This window comes from Kosakonia oryzendophytica (assembly GCF_900094925.1).
GTDB classification, from domain to species: domain Bacteria; phylum Pseudomonadota; class Gammaproteobacteria; order Enterobacterales; family Enterobacteriaceae; genus Kosakonia; species Kosakonia oryzendophytica.
In genome coordinates this window covers 323,822-342,745 of the sequence record NZ_FMAY01000001.1, presented here as the reverse complement: position 1 = coordinate 342,745, position 18,924 = coordinate 323,822, and the positions used below count along the sequence as shown (strand labels likewise).

General features: G+C 52.8%; 12 protein-coding genes. 6 read left to right on the top strand and 6 right to left on the bottom strand.

Annotation, left to right across the window (positions count from 1 at the left end; genetic code table 11):
- Positions 1–32 precede the first annotated feature (32 nt).
- The 4 genes from yfaE to ubiG form a co-directional block, all read right to left on the bottom strand.
- The gene (gene yfaE / locus GA0061071_RS01630) at positions 33–287 is read right to left on the bottom strand and encodes a class I ribonucleotide reductase maintenance protein YfaE (RefSeq protein ID WP_061499845.1); all 255 of its coding nucleotides are present in this window, start codon (positions 285–287) and stop codon (positions 33–35) included.
- 2 nt (positions 288–289) lie between these two features.
- On the bottom strand, positions 290–1,420 hold the full coding sequence (nrdB, locus tag GA0061071_RS01625) for a class Ia ribonucleoside-diphosphate reductase subunit beta (protein WP_088238106.1): 1,131 nt from the start codon (positions 1,418–1,420) through the stop codon (positions 290–292).
- 53 nt (positions 1,421–1,473) lie between these two features.
- On the bottom strand, positions 1,474–3,759 hold the full coding sequence (gene nrdA / locus GA0061071_RS01620; protein WP_061493949.1) for a class 1a ribonucleoside-diphosphate reductase subunit alpha: 2,286 nt from the start codon (positions 3,757–3,759) through the stop codon (positions 1,474–1,476).
- A gap of 342 nt (positions 3,760–4,101) precedes the next feature.
- Positions 4,102–4,830 carry a bifunctional 2-polyprenyl-6-hydroxyphenol methylase/3-demethylubiquinol 3-O-methyltransferase UbiG gene (gene ubiG, locus GA0061071_RS01610; RefSeq protein WP_088238105.1) on the bottom strand — a complete coding sequence of 243 codons (729 nt, stop codon included), beginning with the start codon at positions 4,828–4,830 and terminating at the stop codon, positions 4,102–4,104.
- 158 nt (positions 4,831–4,988) lie between these two features.
- Between ubiG and gyrA the strand changes: the two genes are divergently transcribed.
- Positions 4,989–7,625 (top strand): DNA topoisomerase (ATP-hydrolyzing) subunit A, encoded by a 2,637-nt coding sequence (gene gyrA / locus GA0061071_RS01605; RefSeq protein WP_061493951.1) that lies wholly within the window; start codon positions 4,989–4,991, stop codon positions 7,623–7,625.
- A 114-nt stretch (positions 7,626–7,739) separates the two neighbouring features.
- A complete protein-coding gene (gene rcsC / locus GA0061071_RS01600; RefSeq protein ID WP_061493952.1) occupies positions 7,740–10,586 on the top strand; it encodes a two-component system sensor histidine kinase RcsC in 2,847 nt (948 codons plus the stop codon).
- A gap of 42 nt (positions 10,587–10,628) precedes the next feature.
- Here the strand turns inward: rcsC and rcsB are convergent, their stop codons facing one another.
- Positions 10,629–11,279, bottom strand: coding sequence for a response regulator transcription factor RcsB (gene rcsB / locus GA0061071_RS01595; RefSeq protein ID WP_017458563.1), 651 nt, complete (start codon positions 11,277–11,279; stop codon positions 10,629–10,631).
- Between the two features lie 16 nt (positions 11,280–11,295).
- Positions 11,296–13,965 (bottom strand): phosphotransferase RcsD, encoded by a 2,670-nt coding sequence (rcsD, locus tag GA0061071_RS01590; RefSeq protein ID WP_088238104.1) that lies wholly within the window; start codon positions 13,963–13,965, stop codon positions 11,296–11,298.
- A gap of 844 nt (positions 13,966–14,809) precedes the next feature.
- On the opposite strand from rcsD, the gene GA0061071_RS01585 reads away from it, so the two are divergent.
- The 4 genes from GA0061071_RS01585 (at position 14,810) to alkB (ending at position 18,880) form a co-directional block, all read left to right on the top strand.
- Positions 14,810–15,949 carry a porin OmpC gene (locus tag GA0061071_RS01585; RefSeq protein WP_061493954.1) on the top strand — a complete coding sequence of 380 codons (1,140 nt, stop codon included), beginning with the start codon at positions 14,810–14,812 and terminating at the stop codon, positions 15,947–15,949.
- A 109-nt stretch (positions 15,950–16,058) separates the two neighbouring features.
- Positions 16,059–17,096: an FAD:protein FMN transferase ApbE gene (gene apbE / locus GA0061071_RS01580; protein WP_088238103.1), complete on the top strand. Its 1,038-nt coding sequence runs from the start codon at positions 16,059–16,061 to the stop codon at positions 17,094–17,096.
- Between the two features lie 72 nt (positions 17,097–17,168).
- Entirely contained in the window at positions 17,169–18,230 is a 1,062-nt protein-coding gene (gene ada / locus GA0061071_RS01575) for a bifunctional DNA-binding transcriptional regulator/O6-methylguanine-DNA methyltransferase Ada (protein WP_088238102.1), read from the top strand.
- Positions 18,230–18,880, top strand: a complete 651-nt coding sequence (gene alkB, locus GA0061071_RS01570; RefSeq protein WP_088238101.1) for a DNA oxidative demethylase AlkB — start codon at positions 18,230–18,232, stop codon at positions 18,878–18,880. Before ada ends, alkB begins: the two co-directional genes overlap by 1 nt.
- Positions 18,881–18,924 lie beyond the last annotated feature (44 nt).

Here is an 18,924-nt window from a genome sequence, read left to right as displayed (position 1 = left end):
TTTTTATAATGCGGATTTTGCGCTGATCTGGTTTACATCTCGATTTCGATATCGCCTTTTGCCCGGCAGCAGCAGGGCAAAATTTCCCCGTCGTTGATAAAGGCCAGCGGTTCAGCAATCCAGTCCACCTGGCCTGCCACCAACCGACAGCGGCAGGAGCCGCAGTAGCCTTCGCGGCACTGGTACTCCACTTCAACCTGCTGTGATTCCAGCGCCACCAGCAAAGAGGGGTGTTCATCCCGGCACAGCACTTGTGTGCCGGAAAGGCGCAGCGTTATGCGGCTCATCATCAGAGCTGGAAGTTGCTCAAATCGTCAGTATCGACTTCAGCGTCGATCTGACCAACGAGGTAGGAGCTGACTTCCACTTCCTGCGGCGCAACCTGCACGTTATCGGACACCAGCCAGGTGTTGATCCACGGAATCGGGTTGGAGCGGGTCTGGAACGGTAAATCGAGGCCCACCGCCTGCATACGGATGTTGGTGATGTACTCGACGTACTGGCAGAGAATGTCTTTGTTCAGGCCGATCATCGAGCCGCCCTGGAACAGATATTCCGCCCACTCTTTTTCCTGTAATGCCGCCTGCACGAACAGGTCATAGCACTCTTGTTTGCACTCTTGCGCAATCTCCGCCATTTCCGGATCGTCTGCGCCGGAACGCAGCAAGTTCAGCATATGCTGGGTACCGGTCAGGTGCAGTGCTTCATCACGGGCGATCAGCCGGATGATTTTTGCATTGCCTTCCATCAGTTCGCGTTCGGCAAAGGCGAAGGAGCAGGCGAAGCTGACATAGAAGCGAATCGCCTCCAGCGCGTTGACGCTCATCAGGCACAGATAAAGTTTCTTTTTCAACTCGCGCAGGTTCACGGTGACGGTTTTACCGTTTACGGTGTGCGTGCCTTCGCCCAGCAGGTGCCAGTAGCTGGTCATCTCAATCAGATCATCATAAAAGTGCGAAATGCCTTCCGCGCGCTTGAGGATCTGCTCGTTAGTGACGATATCGTCAAACACCACCGCCGGATCGTTAACGATATTGCGGATGATGTGGGTGTAAGAGCGCGAGTGTATCGTTTCTGAGAACGCCCAGGTTTCTACCCAGGTTTCCAGTTCCGGAATGGAAATCAGCGGCAGCAGTGCGACGTTCGGACTGCGGCCCTGAATGGAGTCCAGCAATGTCTGGTATTTCAGGTTACTGAGGAAGATATGTTTTTCATGTTCCGGCAGCGCCTGGAAGTCGATGCGATCGCGGGAAACGTCCACTTCTTCCGGACGCCAGAAGAAGGAAAGTTGCTTTTCAATCAGCTTTTCGAAGATGTCATATTTTTGCTGATCGTAGCGCGCCACGTTAACCGGCTGGCCAAAGAACATCGGCTCCTGCAGCTGATCGTTTTTCGTCTGTGAAAAAGTGGTGTATGCCATTGAATGTGAGTCCTGTCTTGCGAAAGAAAAGGGCGGGTTTCCCCGCCCCTTCGTTAGATCTTACATGCGCCGCTTTCGCAGCCATCATCCTGGATGGAAGGCGCCAGGTCATCCTGGGCATCTTCTGCACCATCGCGGGTGTTCTGATAATACAGCGTCTTCACACCAAATTTGTAGGCGGTGAGCAGGTCTTTCAGCAATTGCTGCATCGGCACTTTACCCGACGGGAAACGAGACGGATCGTAGTTGGTGTTTGCTGAAATCGACTGGTCGATAAATTTCTGCATGATGCCAACCAGTTGCAGGTAGCCGTCATTGTTCGGCATTTCCCACAGCAGCTCATAGGCCGTGCTCAGTTTTTCGTAGTCCGGCACAACCTGACGCAGGATCCCGTCTTTCGACGCTTTGATGCTCACATGACCACGCGGCGGCTCAATGCCGTTGGTGGCGTTGGAGATCTGCGACGACGTTTCTGACGGCATCAGCGCGGAGAGCGTGGAGTTACGCAGGCCGTGCGTTTTGATTGATTCACGAAGCGCTTCCCAGTCGTAATGCAGCGGCTCGTTGGTAATACCGTCGAGATCTTTTTTGTAGGTATCGATCGGCAGAATACCCTGCGAGTAAGTCGTTTCGTTAAACCACGGGCATGCGCCTTGCTCTTTCGCCAGCTCGTTCGACGCTTTCAGCAACCAGTACTGAATGGCTTCAAAGGTCTGGTGCGTCAGGTTGTTGGCGCTGCCGTCGGAGTAACGTTTACCGTTTTTCGCCAGCCAGTAAGCAAAGTTAATGACGCCAATGCCCAGCGTACGACGGCCCATCGCACCGCGTTTTGCTGCGGGGATCGGGTAATCCTGATAATCAAGCAGGGCATCCAGTGCACGGACAGCCAGTGTCGCCAGCTCTTCCAGCTCATCGAGGTTTTTAATCGCCCCGAGGTTAAACGCGGAAAGCGTACAGAGCGCGATTTCACCGCTCTCGTCGTTGACGTCGTCCAGCGGCTTGGTCGGCAGCGCGATTTCCAGGCACAGGTTCGACTGACGGACCGGTGCCACCATCGGATCGAACGGGCTATGCGTATTGCAGTGGTCCACGTTCTGAATGTAGATACGGCCGGTAGAGGCGCGTTCCTGCATCATCAGCGAGAAGAGATCAACGGCTTTCACGCGTTGTTTGCGGATGCTGTCGTCTTTTTCGTATTTCGTGTACAGACGTTCAAATTCGTCCTGATCGGCAAAGAATGCATCGTACAGGCCCGGGACGTCGGACGGGCTGAACAGGGTAATCTCTTCCCCTTTCAGCAGGCGGGTGTACATCAATTTGTTGATCTGCACGCCGTAGTCCATATGACGCACGCGGTTGCCTTCGACGCCGCGGTTGTTTTTCAGCACCAGCAGGCTTTCGACTTCCAGGTGCCACATGGGGTAGAACAGTGTAGCTGCACCGCCACGCACGCCGCCCTGAGAGCAGGATTTCACCGCAGTCTGGAAGTGCTTGTAGAACGGAATACAACCGGTGTGGAAAGCTTCGCCGCCACGGATCGGGCTACCCAGCGCACGGATGCGACCGGCGTTGATACCGATGCCGGCACGCTGGGAAACGTATTTCACAATCGCGCTGGAAGTGGCGTTAATGGAATCCAGGCTGTCGCCGCACTCGATCAGTACGCAAGAGCTGAACTGGCGGGTCGGGGTACGCACGCCGGACATGATCGGCGTCGGCAGCGAAATTTTAAACGTGGACACCGCGTCATAGAAGCGTTTCACATAGTCCAGACGGGTTTCACGCGGGTAGTTCGAGAACAGGCACGCCGCAACCAGAATATAGAGGAACTGCGCGCTCTCGTAGATCTCGCCGGTCACGCGGTTCTGCACCAGATACTTGCCTTCAAGCTGTTTTACCGCAGCATAGGAGAAGTTCATATCACGCCAGTGATCGATAAACCCATCCATCTGCTTGAACTCTTCTTCCGTGTAGTCTTCCAGCAGATGATGATCGTATTTGCCCAGTTCGACCATTTTTGTGACGTGATCAAACAGAGCCGGCGGTTCGAACTGACCGTAGGCTTTTTTACGCAGGTGGAAAATCGCCAGGCGCGCTGCCAGATATTGGTAATCCGGCGCGTCGCGGGAGATCAGGTCCGCGGCAGCTTTAATAATGGTTTCGTGAATGTCAGACGTTTTAATCCCATCATAGAACTGAATGTGCGAACGCAGCTCGACCTGCGAGATGGAGACGTTATGCAGCCCTTCAGCCGCCCAATCCAGCACCCGATGAATTTTGTCGAGATTGATGCGCTCTGTGCCACCGTCACGCTTTGTCACCAGCAGACTCTGATTCATGTGATTACCTGTCCGTGAAATAAAAGTATCCCCCCTTTATCCACAATCAGACGCTGTGACTAACTCTGTGGATAAATACTAGATATAGGGGGTTTGCGATAAGAAAAACGCTATATGGTGAGTATTCTAGTAAGGATTCTTTTCAGTACAAGAGTTGATTTTGAGGTTAAATTGAGGTTGCGAAAGCGTAATAATCGCTAAGTCCTCGTGCCGTAAGGCCTGGCGGGGATGTCAATATTTCTCAAAAAAAAATGAATTTTTGATCAAGTGCTGATTTCTTCATCGGGAATGGCAACTGCGCAGTTTGACACTGCGCAATCTTTATAACTTTAACTGATGACCTTAGTCGTTTTTTGCTGTTGTATGTAACATGTAATTAACATCAACACCTGGCCCTAAGCTAAATTTATCCAGTAGCGGATTATAGTGTAACCCGGTGATGTGACGCTCTTTTAACACGGTGCCATCAACCCAGGTGAGCAGCTCGGCAGGTTTGATGAATTTTTTCACATCGTGTGTGCCTTTCGGCACCATTCGCAGCACATATTCCGCACCGACCACCGCCATCAGCCAGGCTTTACCGTTGCGGTTAATGGTAGAAAAGAACACATGGCCGCCGGGTTTTACTAACTGCGCACAAGCTTTCACGACGGATTGCGGGTCCGGCACGTGCTCCAGCATCTCCATACAGGTAACGACGTCGTAATGCCCGGCGTGTTTTGCCGCATGTTCTTCGACGGTTTCCTGCACGTAGTTCACCTGAATACCTGATTCCAGCGCATGTAAGCGCGCGACCTGCAACGGTTCAAACCCCATATCCAGGCCGGTGACGTTGGCGCCTTCGCGCGCCATGCTCTCCGCCAGAATACCGCCGCCGCAGCCTACATCCAGCACGTTTTTCCCAAACAGGCCATCCGCATGCCCGGCGATATAGTTCAGGCGCAGCGGGTTAATGCGGTGCAGGGGTTTAAACTCACCCTCTTTATCCCACCAGCGCGAGGCTACCGCTTCAAATTTGGCGATTTCAGCATGATCAACGTTCTGAGCGACCGACGATTTTTCGGCATTCATGGGGGCAATTACTCCTCTCAAAAGTAGACTGCCGAGTATATCAGGCCAACGGGATGAATAAACCTTTGCGCGGGTGTTATAGATTTACCTGTCTCAAAGCGGTTGTGTTATAATTTGCGACCTTTGAATCCGGGATACAGTAGAGGGATAGCGGTTAGATGAGCGACCTTGCGAGAGAAATTACACCGGTTAACATCGAGGAAGAGCTGAAAAGCTCCTATCTGGATTATGCGATGTCGGTCATTGTTGGCCGTGCGCTTCCTGACGTCCGAGATGGCTTAAAACCGGTTCACCGTCGCGTACTTTACGCCATGAACGTATTGGGCAATGACTGGAATAAAGCCTACAAAAAATCTGCCCGTGTCGTTGGTGACGTAATCGGTAAATACCATCCTCATGGTGATTCCGCGGTGTATGACACCATTGTCCGTATGGCGCAGCCATTCTCGCTGCGTTACATGCTGGTTGATGGTCAGGGTAACTTCGGTTCTATCGATGGTGACTCTGCGGCGGCGATGCGTTATACGGAAATCCGCCTGGCGAAGATCGCCCATGAATTGATGGCCGATCTGGAAAAAGAGACGGTAGATTACGTCGATAACTACGACGGTACCGAAAAAATTCCTGATGTAATGCCTACCAAGATCCCGAACCTGCTGGTTAACGGTTCTTCGGGTATTGCAGTCGGTATGGCGACCAACATTCCGCCGCACAACCTGACGGAAGTGATCAACGGCTGTCTGGCCTACATCGACAACGAAGATATCAGCGTTGAAGGGCTGATGGAGCATATTCCGGGGCCGGACTTCCCAACCGCCGCCATTATTAATGGCCGTCGCGGCATTGAAGAGGCTTACCGCACCGGTCGCGGCAAAATCTATATTCGCGCCCGCGCAGAAGTGGAAACCGATGCGAAAAGCGGTCGTGAAACGATCATCGTTCACGAAATTCCGTATCAGGTGAACAAAGCGCGTCTGATCGAGAAGATCGCCGAGCTGGTAAAAGACAAACGCGTGGAAGGCATTAGCGCGCTGCGTGACGAGTCTGATAAAGACGGCATGCGCATCGTGATTGAAGTGAAGCGCGATGCGGTGGGTGAAGTGGTGCTGAATAACCTCTACTCCCAGACGCAACTGCAGGTCTCTTTCGGTATCAACATGGTTGCACTGCACCACGGTCAACCGAAGATCATGACTCTGAAAGAGATCCTGGCGGCGTTTGTTCGTCACCGCCGTGAAGTGGTGACGCGCCGTACGATTTTTGAACTGCGTAAAGCGCGCGATCGTGCGCATATCCTTGAAGCGCTGGCGGTTGCACTGGCGAATATCGACCCGATCATTGAACTGATCCGTCGTGCGCCGACGCCGGCAGAAGCGAAAGCAGGCCTGATCGCACAGCCGTGGGATCTGGGCAATGTTGCCGCTATGTTGGAGCGCGCGGGTGATGACGCTGCGCGTCCGGAGTGGCTGGAACCGGAGTTCGGGATCCGCGACGGGAAATACTATCTGACCGAACAACAGGCCCAGGCAATTCTGGATCTGCGCTTGCAGAAACTCACCGGCCTTGAGCATGAAAAATTGCTCGAAGAGTACAAAGAGCTGCTGGAGCAGATCGCTGAACTGCTGCACATTCTCGGTAGCGCAGAGCGCCTGATGGAAGTGATCCGCGAAGAGCTTGAGCTGGTTCGTGAACAGTTTGGCGATGCGCGTCGCACGGAAATTACCGCTAATACCGCCGATATTAATATCGAAGACCTGATCAACCAGGAAGACGTTGTTGTCACGCTGTCGCATCAGGGCTATGTGAAATATCAGCCGCTGACCGATTACGAAGCTCAGCGTCGTGGTGGTAAAGGGAAATCCGCTGCGCGTATTAAAGAAGAAGACTTTATTGACCGCCTGCTGGTGGCCAACACCCACGATACGATCCTCTGCTTCTCCAGCCGTGGTCGTCTGTACTGGATGAAGGTTTACCAACTGCCGGAAGCGAGCCGTGGGGCACGTGGTCGTCCGATCGTTAACCTGCTGCCGCTGGAACCGAATGAACGTATTACGGCGATTCTGCCGGTACGCGAGTACGAAGAGGGCGTTAACGTCTTTATGGCAACCGCCAGCGGTACCGTGAAGAAAACGGCACTGACTGAATTCAGCCGTCCGCGTTCTGCTGGCATCATCGCCGTGAACCTGAACGAAGGCGACGAGCTGATTGGTGTGGATCTGACTTCGGGCAATGACGAAGTGATGCTGTTCTCTGCAGCCGGTAAAGTGGTGCGCTTTAAAGATAGTGCCGTTCGTGCAATGGGTCGTACGGCGACCGGCGTACGCGGCATTAAGCTGGCAGAGAACGACAGCGTCGTTTCGCTGATTGTTCCGCGCGGCGAAGGCGCAATTCTGACGGTGACGCAGAACGGTTACGGTAAACGTACGGCAGAAACCGAATACCCGACTAAGTCTCGTGGTACGCAGGGCGTGATTTCCATAAAGGTCACCGAGCGCAATGGCGCTGTGGTGGGCGCGGTGCAGGTTGATGACAGTGACCAGATCATGATGATTACTGATGCCGGTACGCTGGTGCGTACGCGCGTGTCTGAAATCAGCGTGGTGGGCCGTAATACCCAGGGCGTTATTCTGATCCGCACCGCGGAAGATGAAAACGTTGTGGGGCTGCAACGTGTGGCTGAGCCGGTGGACGACGAAGAGCTGGACTCCATCGACGGTAGCATAGCGGAAGGGGACGATGATATCGCGCCGGAAGCTGACACTGATGATGATGTCGCAGACGACGACGCCGAATAATGCGTTTCAAAGGGCCGGTTTCCGGCCCTTTTTCATGGCCGTTGCGGGCTTCGCGTTTTACCGCTACCTTAACCACACCCTTTTTTATCTTCCTTGTGGCGGAGTTTTTCCAGGTTGAAATACCTTGTCTCTTTTCGCAGTACCCTGAAAGTCTCCCGCTATCTGTTCAGGGCGCTGGCGCTATTGCTTTGGCTGTTGATTGCCTTTTTCTCCGTCTTCTACATCGTTAACGCTCTGCATGATAAAGAGTCCGAAATCCGCCAGGAGTTTAACTTAAGCTCCGATCAGGCGCAGCGCTATATCCAGCGTACCTCGGATGTGATGAAAGAGCTGAAGTATATTGCTGAAAATCGTCTGACGGCGGAAAACGGTATTCTCACTTCGCGTAACCGCGATGATAAAACCGATGTGCCGACATTCTCGCCGCTGTTCCCGGATTCCGACTGTTCGTCGATGGGCAATTCCTGGCGCGGCTCGCTGGAGTCGCTGGCCTGGTTTATGCGCTACTGGCGCGACAATTTCTCTGCGGCTTACGATCTCAACCGCGTATTTTTGATCGGTAGCGATAATCTCTGTATGGCTGACTTTGGTCTGCGGGATCTGCCCGTCGAGCGGGATGATACGCTGAAAAGCCTGCATGAACGCATTGTGAAATACCGTAATGCGCCGCAGGACGAACGCAGCAACAATGTCTACTGGATGAGCCAGGGGCCGCGTCCGGGTATTGGCTACTTTTATGCGCTGACGCCCGTCTATCTGGGGAATCGTCTGCAGGCGCTGTTGGGCACTGAGCAATCCATCCGCATGGAAAACTTCTTTACCCCAGGCAGTTTGCCAATGGGGGTCACGATTCTGGATGAAAGCGGGCACTCGCTGATTTCTCTCACCGGGCAGGATAACGGGATTTCGGCTGAGCCGCGCTGGATGCAGGAGCGCTCCTGGTTTGGTTATACCTCCGGTTTTCGCGAACTGATCCTGAAAAAGAGCTTGCCGCCCTCGTCGTTAAGCGTGGTCTACTCCGTGCCGGTTGATATGGTGCTGGAGCGGATTCGTATGCTGATCCTCAACGCCGTATTGCTCAACGTGCTGGTAGGCGTGGCGCTGTTTACCCTGGCGCGAATGTATGAACGGCGTATTTTCATTCCGGCGGAAAACGATGCGCAACGACTGGAAGAGCATGAGCAGTTCAACCGTAAGATTGTTGCCTCGGCACCGGTCGGCATCTGTATTCTGCGTACTCAGGATGGGACCAATATCCTGAGTAACGAGCTGGCGCATAACTATCTGAATATGCTGACGCATGAAGATCGGCAGCGGCTGACACAGATCATTTGCGGTCAGCAGGTCAACTTCGTTGATGTGCTGACCAGTAATAACACCAACCTGCAAATTAGCTTCGTCCACTCGCGTTATCGCAATGAAAACGTGGCAATTTGCGTGTTGGTGGACGTCTCTGCGCGCGTAAAAATGGAAGAATCGCTGCAGGAGATGGCGCAGGCGGCAGAACAGGCAAGCCAGTCGAAATCGATGTTCCTTGCGACGGTCAGCCATGAACTGCGCACACCGCTGTACGGCATTATTGGCAACCTTGACCTGCTGCAAACGAAAGAGTTGCCTAAAGGGGTCGACAGGCTGGTGACGGCAATGAATAACTCCTCCAGTCTGCTGTTGAAAATCATCAGCGATATTCTCGATTTCTCAAAAATTGAATCCGAGCAACTGAAGATTGAACCGCGCGAGTTTTCTCCTCGTGAAGTGATGAGTCATATCACCGCGAACTATTTGCCGCTGGTCGTACGTAAACAGCTCGGGCTGTACTGCTTTATCGAACCTGATGTTCCCGCAACGCTCAATGGCGACCCGATGCGTTTGCAACAGGTGATCTCTAACCTGTTGAGCAATGCCATCAAATTCACCGATATTGGCTGCATTATTTTGCATGTCCAGCGCGATGAGGATTACCTCAGCATTCGTGTACGTGATACCGGCGTCGGCATTCCTGGCAAAGAAGTGGTGCGGTTATTCGATCCCTTCTTCCAGGTCGGGACGGGTGTGCAGCGTAACTTTCAGGGGACCGGGCTGGGGCTGGCGATTTGCGAAAAGCTGATCAGCATGATGGATGGCGATATTTCGGTGGATACCGAACCTGGCATGGGTAGCCAGTTTACTATTCGTATTCCGCTGTATGGCAGCGTGGCTCCTGCGCCAGTGGAAGTGGATGGACTGGCTGATACCTGCTGCTGGCTGGCAGTGCGTAATGCGTCACTGTCCGGGTATCTGGAAACCTTGCTTAAGTGGCAAGGGATCAAGGTGAAACAGTATGACGGGCGGACGCTGGGCAACATGGATACGCTGATCACTGACGATGAGCTTTCCTCGCCATGGACCGGTCGCGCAGTGGTCATTTTCTGCCGTCGTCACATTGGCATTCCGCTGGAGCGTGCCCCGGGCGAATGGTTGCACAGCGTGGCATCGCCGCACGATCTGCTGGCGCTGTTGGGACGTATTTACCGCGTGCAGGTTGTTGAACCTCAGGCCAATGACGCCTTGCCGGAAGCGGTTATTGAAGCCGCGCGCAATGACGATATGATGATTCTGGTGGTGGACGATCATCCTATCAACCGGCGTTTGCTGGCCGATCAACTGGGTTCGCTGGGGTATCAGTGTAAAACCGCGAACGATGGCATCGATGCGCTGAATGTTCTGAGTAAAAACCATATCGACATCGTTCTGAGCGATGTCAACATGCCGAATATGGATGGTTACCGTCTGACGCAACGTATCCGGCAGCTTGGCCTGACGCTGCCAGTGATTGGTGTAACGGCCAATGCGCTGGCGGAAGAGAAGCAGCGTTGTCTGGAGTCGGGGATGGATAGCTGTCTGTCGAAACCGGTCACGCTGGATGTGATCAGACAAACACTGGCTGTGTATGCCGCGCGAGTCAGAAACAACCGTCGGTAAAGCGGATAAAAAGAACCCCGGCTTCTGCCGGGGTTTCGGGAATTACTCTTTTTCCGTTTGCGTCAGCGTGACGGAGGAGAGGTAGTTCAGCAGCGCAATATCGTTGTCCACGCCCAGTTTCATCATTGCGGATTTTTTCTGGCTACTGATGGTCTTGATACTGCGGTTCAGTTTTTTGGCGATTTCCGTTACCAGGAAACCTTCTGCAAACAGACGCAGTACTTCGCTCTCTTTTGGTGACAGACGTTTGTCGCCATAACCCCCGGCGCTGATTTTTTCCAGCAGGCGGGAAACGCTCTCCGGGGTGAATTTTTTCCCTTTTTGCAGCGCTGCGAGCGCTTTCGGCAGATCGGTTGGTGCGCCCTGTTTCAGCACGATGCCTTCAATGTCCAGATCCAGTACCGCGCTAAGGATCGCCGGGTTGTTATTCATGGTCAGCACAATAATCGACAACGTCGGGAAATGACGCTTAATGTATTTGATCAGCGTGATGCCATCACCGTACTTGTCACCCGGCATTGACAGATCGGTGATCAATACGTTTGCCTCAAGTTTCGGCAGGTTGTTGATGAGTGCTGTAGAGTCTTCAAATTCACCGACTACATTGACCCATTCGATTTGTTCGAGTGACTTACGAATACCGAACAGTACAATCGGATGGTCATCGGCAATAATTACGTTCATATTGTTCATGTATTAGGCTACCTTGCTACAGCAAGCTCTTGACGTAAGCGTCAATGTCGCTGATGTAATTTTCTATACCTGGAGCATCGGATTCACGAATTAATTGCTCCAGCGTTTCGCACAACTGCTTACCAGGTACCAGATTAAGCATGGCAAACACGCCTTTCAAGCGGTGTGCCGTCTGCGCCAGCGCAGCGAAATCGCTCAACGCCGACTCAGTATACAACCTCTTAACATCATCGGGTACTGTGTCAACAAACAGGGCGTAATAGCCGCTGGCGTGGAGTTCGGCGTTTTCGTCACCCCCCAAAGGCGACTCCGGTACATCTTCCTGCGCCAGTTGCTCCTCAATAAGCTGCAATATTGCTCCCTGCATTGCATTGCTCATATTAAAGTTGACGCGCAGCTGGCCAGGGCCAATTTTCCGCACGCCGACCTCATCATCGCTTAAAAGCAAGCCCGAGGCAGTAAGATTAGACGGATTATCTGTCAAAAAGAGATCATATTCTTGACTTGAAAGTCGTTCATCCGGGGAAATACAGCTTGCCCCCCAGTTTTCTAACTGACGAACGACAATATTGCGAATTTCAATCGAGGTAATATCAATCATCGCCACGACGTCATCGAGCAATTTTTCTTCGCTTTCTTCCTGCTGCGGACGGGCAGCCATTTTCACATGCAGTGAATAGCGGGTACCCAGATCTTCCCGTGCCTTGATATTCAAATGCCCACCCAGCTTTCTTGCCAGTTGATCGCATAGCCAGAAGGTGAGGGCGTTGGCTTTCCCGTACTGGTCGCCCTGTGTGGGATTCAGGAACGGGAAGTGCAGATTATCGATCTCACTGTTGCTCACTCCAACGCCGGTGTCGAGAATACGGAACGTCAGACGATCGCCCGCTGACTCGTCCATACTCACTTCCAGGGTGATTTTGCCCATCTGTGTGGTTGTTACTGCATATTGGATCAGCAGCAGCAATATCCGACGTAGCGCATCACGGTCACCGTGGCGTTCTTCGTTCGCCGGAAGATGGTTGTTAATCAGCAACTGCAGGCCTTTGCGCTTGATAGCCGGCAGCACCTCCGGCACCACTTCATCGATCAGATCCTGGATGGAAAACTGGGTGGACGAGCCTTTCCAACTATCGCTTTCCAGCATGTTTGCCAGTTGGATCTCATCAACCAGTTGCACCAGCCTGTCGGCGTGATCCGCCAACGTATTGCCTTCCTGGGTTTGTAATGTGGCGGCTTCGCTGGCCAACGTTTTCACCGGCAGTTTCAGCGCATCGGCGAGGTTGTTCATAAAGATGGCGCGGCCCTGCTGGTTTTTTTCATACAGACGCTGCGCTTGTTTCAGCTTTTTATTGACCAGTACTTCTCTGTCCTGGTCGCGAATAATAAAGATCTGAGTGCGCGAGGCAACCTGGCTGCGGAACTGACGGATCTCGTACAACTCATTATTTATCGTCGCCTGAATCACGCCTTGATGCTGGTCCGCCATGGCGGTGATGTTTTGTAGATTCAGGTGCGGTAATAGATGGTCCGCAATCTTATTACTCAACACCGTGCGGTTCGCTTCCAGATCATGGACCAGCAGACCAAGCGGCAGCAATGAAACGATCTCTTCATTAAAGGCACGCATCACGCGCAGCTCATTACTCGTACCGGCAGGTGCCAGCGTGTCATTTTTGCGCCCCGATTGATGGCGGAAGGTGGTGAAGCCAAACAGCGCAAGTGCAAGCAGACCGATATTCAGCAGTAATGGCAACAAGATATTTTGCAGGGTATCAAGCAGCAGTGTGCCAAACGGCACCTGCCAAATCAGCCGCAACCCAGTACCGTTAAGCGAAGAGGAGATCTCAATTTTAGCGCTGTTAAAATTGACCGAGGCACTGTCGGTGGCATCTTTATCCTGTGTACGCGTGTTTGTTTGCGCGGTATCGGGATCAAGGCGAAAGCTGTCCAGCGTCATCCCCGGCGGGATCAGATCGTTAATCGGCAGATCAAATGCGACAACGGTCGCCAGATGCCCTGGCTGGTTAAACGTGGTGCGCAGCGTAAAGTAGTGCCCATTTTGCCAGACCAGACGGCGCAAAGGAGAGAAGCTCTCGCGCTCATCCAGTGCATTGGCCTGCTGCAACATTTCCGCCCGACGAGAGTCGACAATATTGCTGATAGTATTGTCTTTAAAGCCGGAGGAGAGGTCTTTCAGCGGTAGCGTGGAGACCAGGATCATGCTGTTATCCTGGCCATTGAGGTAATACATCGACCAGGGCACCGTTTCAGCGCCCCAAAGCGTATCCAGATAGGTGGAGATACGCTGGGTCATTTCCAGGGTGGAGCTGTCATGCGAGCCGAAGATCAGTGCTTCGGTTTTGCGCCGGGGTTTTTCCAGGTAGTAGACATCTTGCTTTAACCGGGTTTCTTGCAGACCATCGCTGGGACTGGAAGCGGGGGCCGCGGCGATATTGTCGTAGATTTGCCAGGTTGCGTAGCGCCAGGTATCTATACGCTTATGAATCGCATGCGTCACATCGACGATTTGATAGCTTTTATCCTTTAACCAGGCGTTGACCGCACTTTGGATCATCACGCCTAACGTCACCAGCAGGACAATTATCAGCAAAAGAAAGAAACGGGTAATGTTGCCCGGTATCAGGGAAAATTTGCCAGGGATCATTGTGTCAGATTGACTCATTCGTGTGTGTAACCCGTTATGACAACACTGCCGGGACATTCAGCGGTTGTTCGCTGAGACAATGTTGCTGCCATGCCGTAAGAACCGCCTGTTGTCTGCGCGGCGTACTAATAGATGTCGTGTTGCAGAGCAGTGCACAGCAGGCAGTATATCGGTTAATCAATGAATTTCCAGACTCTCTTTTCAGTGAATGCCTGGATCGTTATTGAAGCAGGCTCTTCCGTAAGCGCAGCGGTAAAAATGTACAAAGGCGTAAAAACCGTACAACTATTTACCGTTACGTCTCAGAAAGATCGCACGAAATAACAAGAAATTAATCATCCTGCCAGCGCAATAGGAAAAATCTGGCATGGTTATTGATTAATTAATAGTCATTACAAATAGTGATTATATGTATATTGATATTCAAGATGAGTAAAGAAAGGTAAAAAAAAACCGAATGCGAAGCATCCGGTCATAAGAGGGGTAAACAGACATTCAGATTCGAATGACGGTAATAAATAAAGTTAATGATGATAGCGTTGATTATATTAGTTGCGATCGAAGATGAGGGTTTTGCATTCAGTGCTATAACATTGTTTTTGTATAACTGATTGTATTTGTTTGTATTTTTAATATTTTTTGATTATTTGTGCGCTATTTTTTAGCTATTTGTGCTAAAAAAAGTTCCCTCATATTTACATTTTGAAACACCTATTGCTGAAAATGAAACATCTTCAAAGTTTTCGTATCATATTCTTGTTGGATTATTCTTCTTTTTTAGAGAGAATGAATTTGCCAACTGATTAGAGGGTTAATCAGTAAGCAGTGGCAATAAAAATGCATATAACAGAGGGTTAATAAAATGAAAGTTAAAGTACTATCCCTCCTGGTACCGGCTCTGCTGGTAGCAGGCGCAGCAAATGCGGCTGAAGTTTATAACAAAGATGGCAACAAATTAGATCTGTACGGTAAAGTCGACGGCCTGCACTATTTCTCCGACGACAAAGGCAATGATGGTGACAAGACATACGTGCGTTTCGGCTTTAAAGGCGAAACTCAGGTAAACGACCAGGTTACTGGCTACGGTCAATGGGAATACAACGTTCAGGCGAACGATACTGAATCCTCCAGCAATCAGGCGTGGACCCGTCTGGCATTCGCCGGTATCCGCGTGGCTGATGCCGGTTCTATCGACTATGGTCGTAACTATGGCGTGATCTACGACGTAACTTCCTGGACCGACGTACTGCCGGAATTCGGCGGTGACACCTACGGTGCTGATAACTTCCTGCAATCTCGTGCTAACGGCGTTGCAACTTACCGTAACACCGACTTCTTCGGTCTGGTTAACGGCCTGAACTTTGCACTGCAGTATCAGGGCAAAAACGGCAGCGTAAGCGGTGAAAACAACAGCGGTCGTAGCACATTGCAACAGAATGGCGACGGCTACGGCGCATCCCTGACCTACGATCTGGGTGCAGGCTTCAGCGTGGGTGGTGCGATGTCTTCTTCACGTCGTACTGCTGACCAGAACGCACTCAACGCTGCACTGTACGGTGAAGGCGATCGTGCTGAAGTATACAGCGGTGGTCTGAAATACGACGCCAACAATATCTACCTGGCGGCGCAGTACACTCAGACCTACAACGCAACCCGTTTTGGTACCTCTAACGGCTCCAGCCCGTCTACCGCTTACGGTTTTGCTAACAAAGCGCAGAACTTCGAAGTGGTTGCACAGTACCAGTTCGACTTCGGTCTGCGTCCGTCCATCGCTTACCTGCAGTCCAAAGGTAAAGACATCACCAACAACACCGGTACGGTTAACTTCGGTGATCAGGATATCCTGAAATACATCGACGTTGGCGCGACCTACTACTTCAACAAAAACATGTCCACCTATGTTGATTACAAAATCAACCTGCTGGATGAAAATGAGTTCACTCGTGCTGCCGGTATCGGTACCGACAACATCGTTGGCGTGGGTCTGGTATACCAGTTCTAAGTCAGCAACCAATACTGCTCAGGGGCCGAAAGGCCCCTTTTTTATTGTCGATATCTCTTACATGGAACGATTTGGTGTACGCTTGCCGCCAGCAAGGAGGTCATAAAACATGGCGATAACTTTTCTTCGTGCCGGCTTGATAGCGGCGCTTTTATTACTGGCGGGGTGCGACAGAGGCGAACTGGCAACGCCGACGGTGCTCGAAGGTAAAACGATGGGTACCTCGTGGCGCGTCAGTGTGGTGGATATCAATGCACAACAGGCGCAGGCGTTGCAGCAAAAAATTCAGGCTCAGCTGGACGGTGATGACCACTTACTGTCCACCTGGAAGAACGACTCTGCGTTGATGCGTTTTAACCATTCCGCCAGCACCGCGCCCTGGCCCGTCAGCGCCGCTATGGCGGATATCGTCACTACAGCGTTACGCGTTGGCGAAAAAACCGACGGCGCGATGGATATTACGGTGGGGCCTCTGGTGAATTTGTGGGGGTTCGGGCCAGACAAACAGCCGGTCAAAACGCCGGAACACGCGCAGATTGACGCGGCAAAAGCGCGCACAGGGCTGGCCCATTTAACGGTCATTAACCGTGCAGGTGAACAGTTCCTGCAAAAAGATCTGCCGGATCTGTTTGTCGATTTATCAACAGTGGGCGAGGGCTATGCGGCGGATCATCTGGCGCAACTGATGGAGCAGGAAGGGATCGCCCGCTATCTGGTGTCCGTTGGCGGTGCGCTCGCCAGTCGTGGCATGAATGGCCAGGGGCAACCCTGGCGAGTGGCGATTCAGAAACCTACCGATCGCGAAAATGCCGCCCAGGCGATCGTGGACATCAACGGGCATGGTATCAGCACCTCCGGCAGCTATCGTAATTACTACGAACTTGATGGCAAACGCATCTCGCACATTATTGACCCGCGCAGCGGGCAGCCGATTCAGCATGCGCTGGTCTCCGTTACGGTGATCGCACCAACGGCGCTGGAAGCGGATGCCTGGGACACCGGGTTGATGGTGCTCGGTACGGAGCAGGCAAAAGAGGTGGTGAAACGCGAAGGATTGGCGGTATTTATGATAATCAAACAGGGAGAGGGCTTCACCACCTGGATGTCGCCACAGTTCTCCGCTTTTCTAATCAGCGAAAAAAATTAAACCGCAAGATTGCGGGTGTCAGAAAGCGCGCTAACGGGCACAGTGAGGCTAAGCTTATATAAGGAGCCTGACATGAATAACGCCATTTTAACTGATGAACAGCGCTGGCAGGCGGTGCTGGCGCGCAGCCCACAGGCTGATGGTCAGTTCGTTTTTGCCGTACTGACCACCGGTATTTTTTGCCGCCCCTCCTGCACGGCGCGCCATGCGCTGCGCCAGAATGTGCGTTTTTACCCGGACGCGCAAAGTGCCGTGGCTGCCGGTTTTCGCCCGTGCAAACGCTGCCGGCCGGATACCCTCCATCCGCAGCAACAGCGGCTGGATAAAATCGCCGCTGCCTGCCGTCTGTTAGAACAGGATGCGCCTGTCACACTGGCGCGGCTTGCCGAGCAGGCGGCGATGAGTCCCTACCATTTTCATCGTCTATTTAAATCCGCCACCGGGATGACGCCAAAAGCCTGGCAACAGGCATTTCGCGCCCGTCGCTTACGCGCGACGCTTGCACAGAGTGACACGGTGACCGACGCAGTGCTGGCAGCAGGTTTCCCGGACAGCAGTACTTATTACCGCCACGCGGACGCCTCGCTGGGCATGACGGCGCGTCAGTTCCGCGCGGGAGGGGACGATACAGCGGTCTGGTTTACGTTGAGCGACTGTTCGCTGGGACGCTGCCTGGTGGCAGAGAGCGCGCGGGGTATTTGTGCCATTTTGCTGGCAGACAGCGATGAGCAATTGATTGCTGAACTGAGTGCTATCTTTCCGCATGCGCATCGGGCGCAGGGGGATGAACCTTTTACCCGACGCGTGGCGCAGGTGATCCAGCGCATCGACAATACGGATTCTCCTTTCAGCTTACCGCTGGATTTACGCGGAACGGCTTTTCAACTGCAGGTATGGCAGGCGTTGCGTGAGATCCCGGTGGGGGAGACCGTGAGTTACCAGACACTGGCGCAAAAGATAGGCAAACCTCGTGCTGTGAGGGCCGTTGCCAGTGCCTGTGCGGCAAACAAACTGGCGATTATTATTCCCTGTCACCGCGTGGTGCGGGGCGATGGTGCACTCTCCGGTTATCGCTGGGGGGCGGCGCGCAAAGCGCAATTGCTGCAGCGGGAAGAGAATAAAGAGGAGACCTGATGCTTGATTTGTTTGCGGATGAAGAACCCTGGCAGGAGTCGCTTGCGCCCGGCGCCGTTGTGCTGAGACGTTTTGCCCTGCCAGACACTGAGGCGTTGATGCGCGGGATTGGACAGGTTATTAGCCAGTCGCCGCTGCGCCATATGGTGACGCCCGGCGGGTATACCATGTCCGTGGCAATGACCAATTGCGGCGCGCTTGGCTGGACGACCGACCAGTACGGTTACCTCTATGCTCCCGTCGATCCGCAAACCCAACGTCCGTGGCCGGCCATCCCAGAGGCGTTCCTGGCGCTGTGTCAGAAGGCCAGCACTGCTGCAGGATACCCTGACTTCAGACCGGATGCCTGTTTGATCAACCGTTATGCACCTGGCGCGAAACTCTCACTGCATCAGGATAAAGATGAACCGGATCTGCGCGCGCCTATCGTTTCGGTGTCTCTGGGATTACCGGCAATATTCCAATTCGGTGGGCTCAAACGCAACGATCCGCTACAGCGACTGATGCTGGAACATGGGGATATTGTGGTCTGGGGGGGCGAGTCGCGGCTCTATTATCATGGTATTGCGCCGCTGAAAGCGGGTTACCACCCGATCACCGGTGAATGCCGTTACAATCTCACTTTTCGTCATGCCAGTAACAGCAAATAAAAATAAGAATTATTCTTGATGTAAATTGCCAGCCGTTTACACTG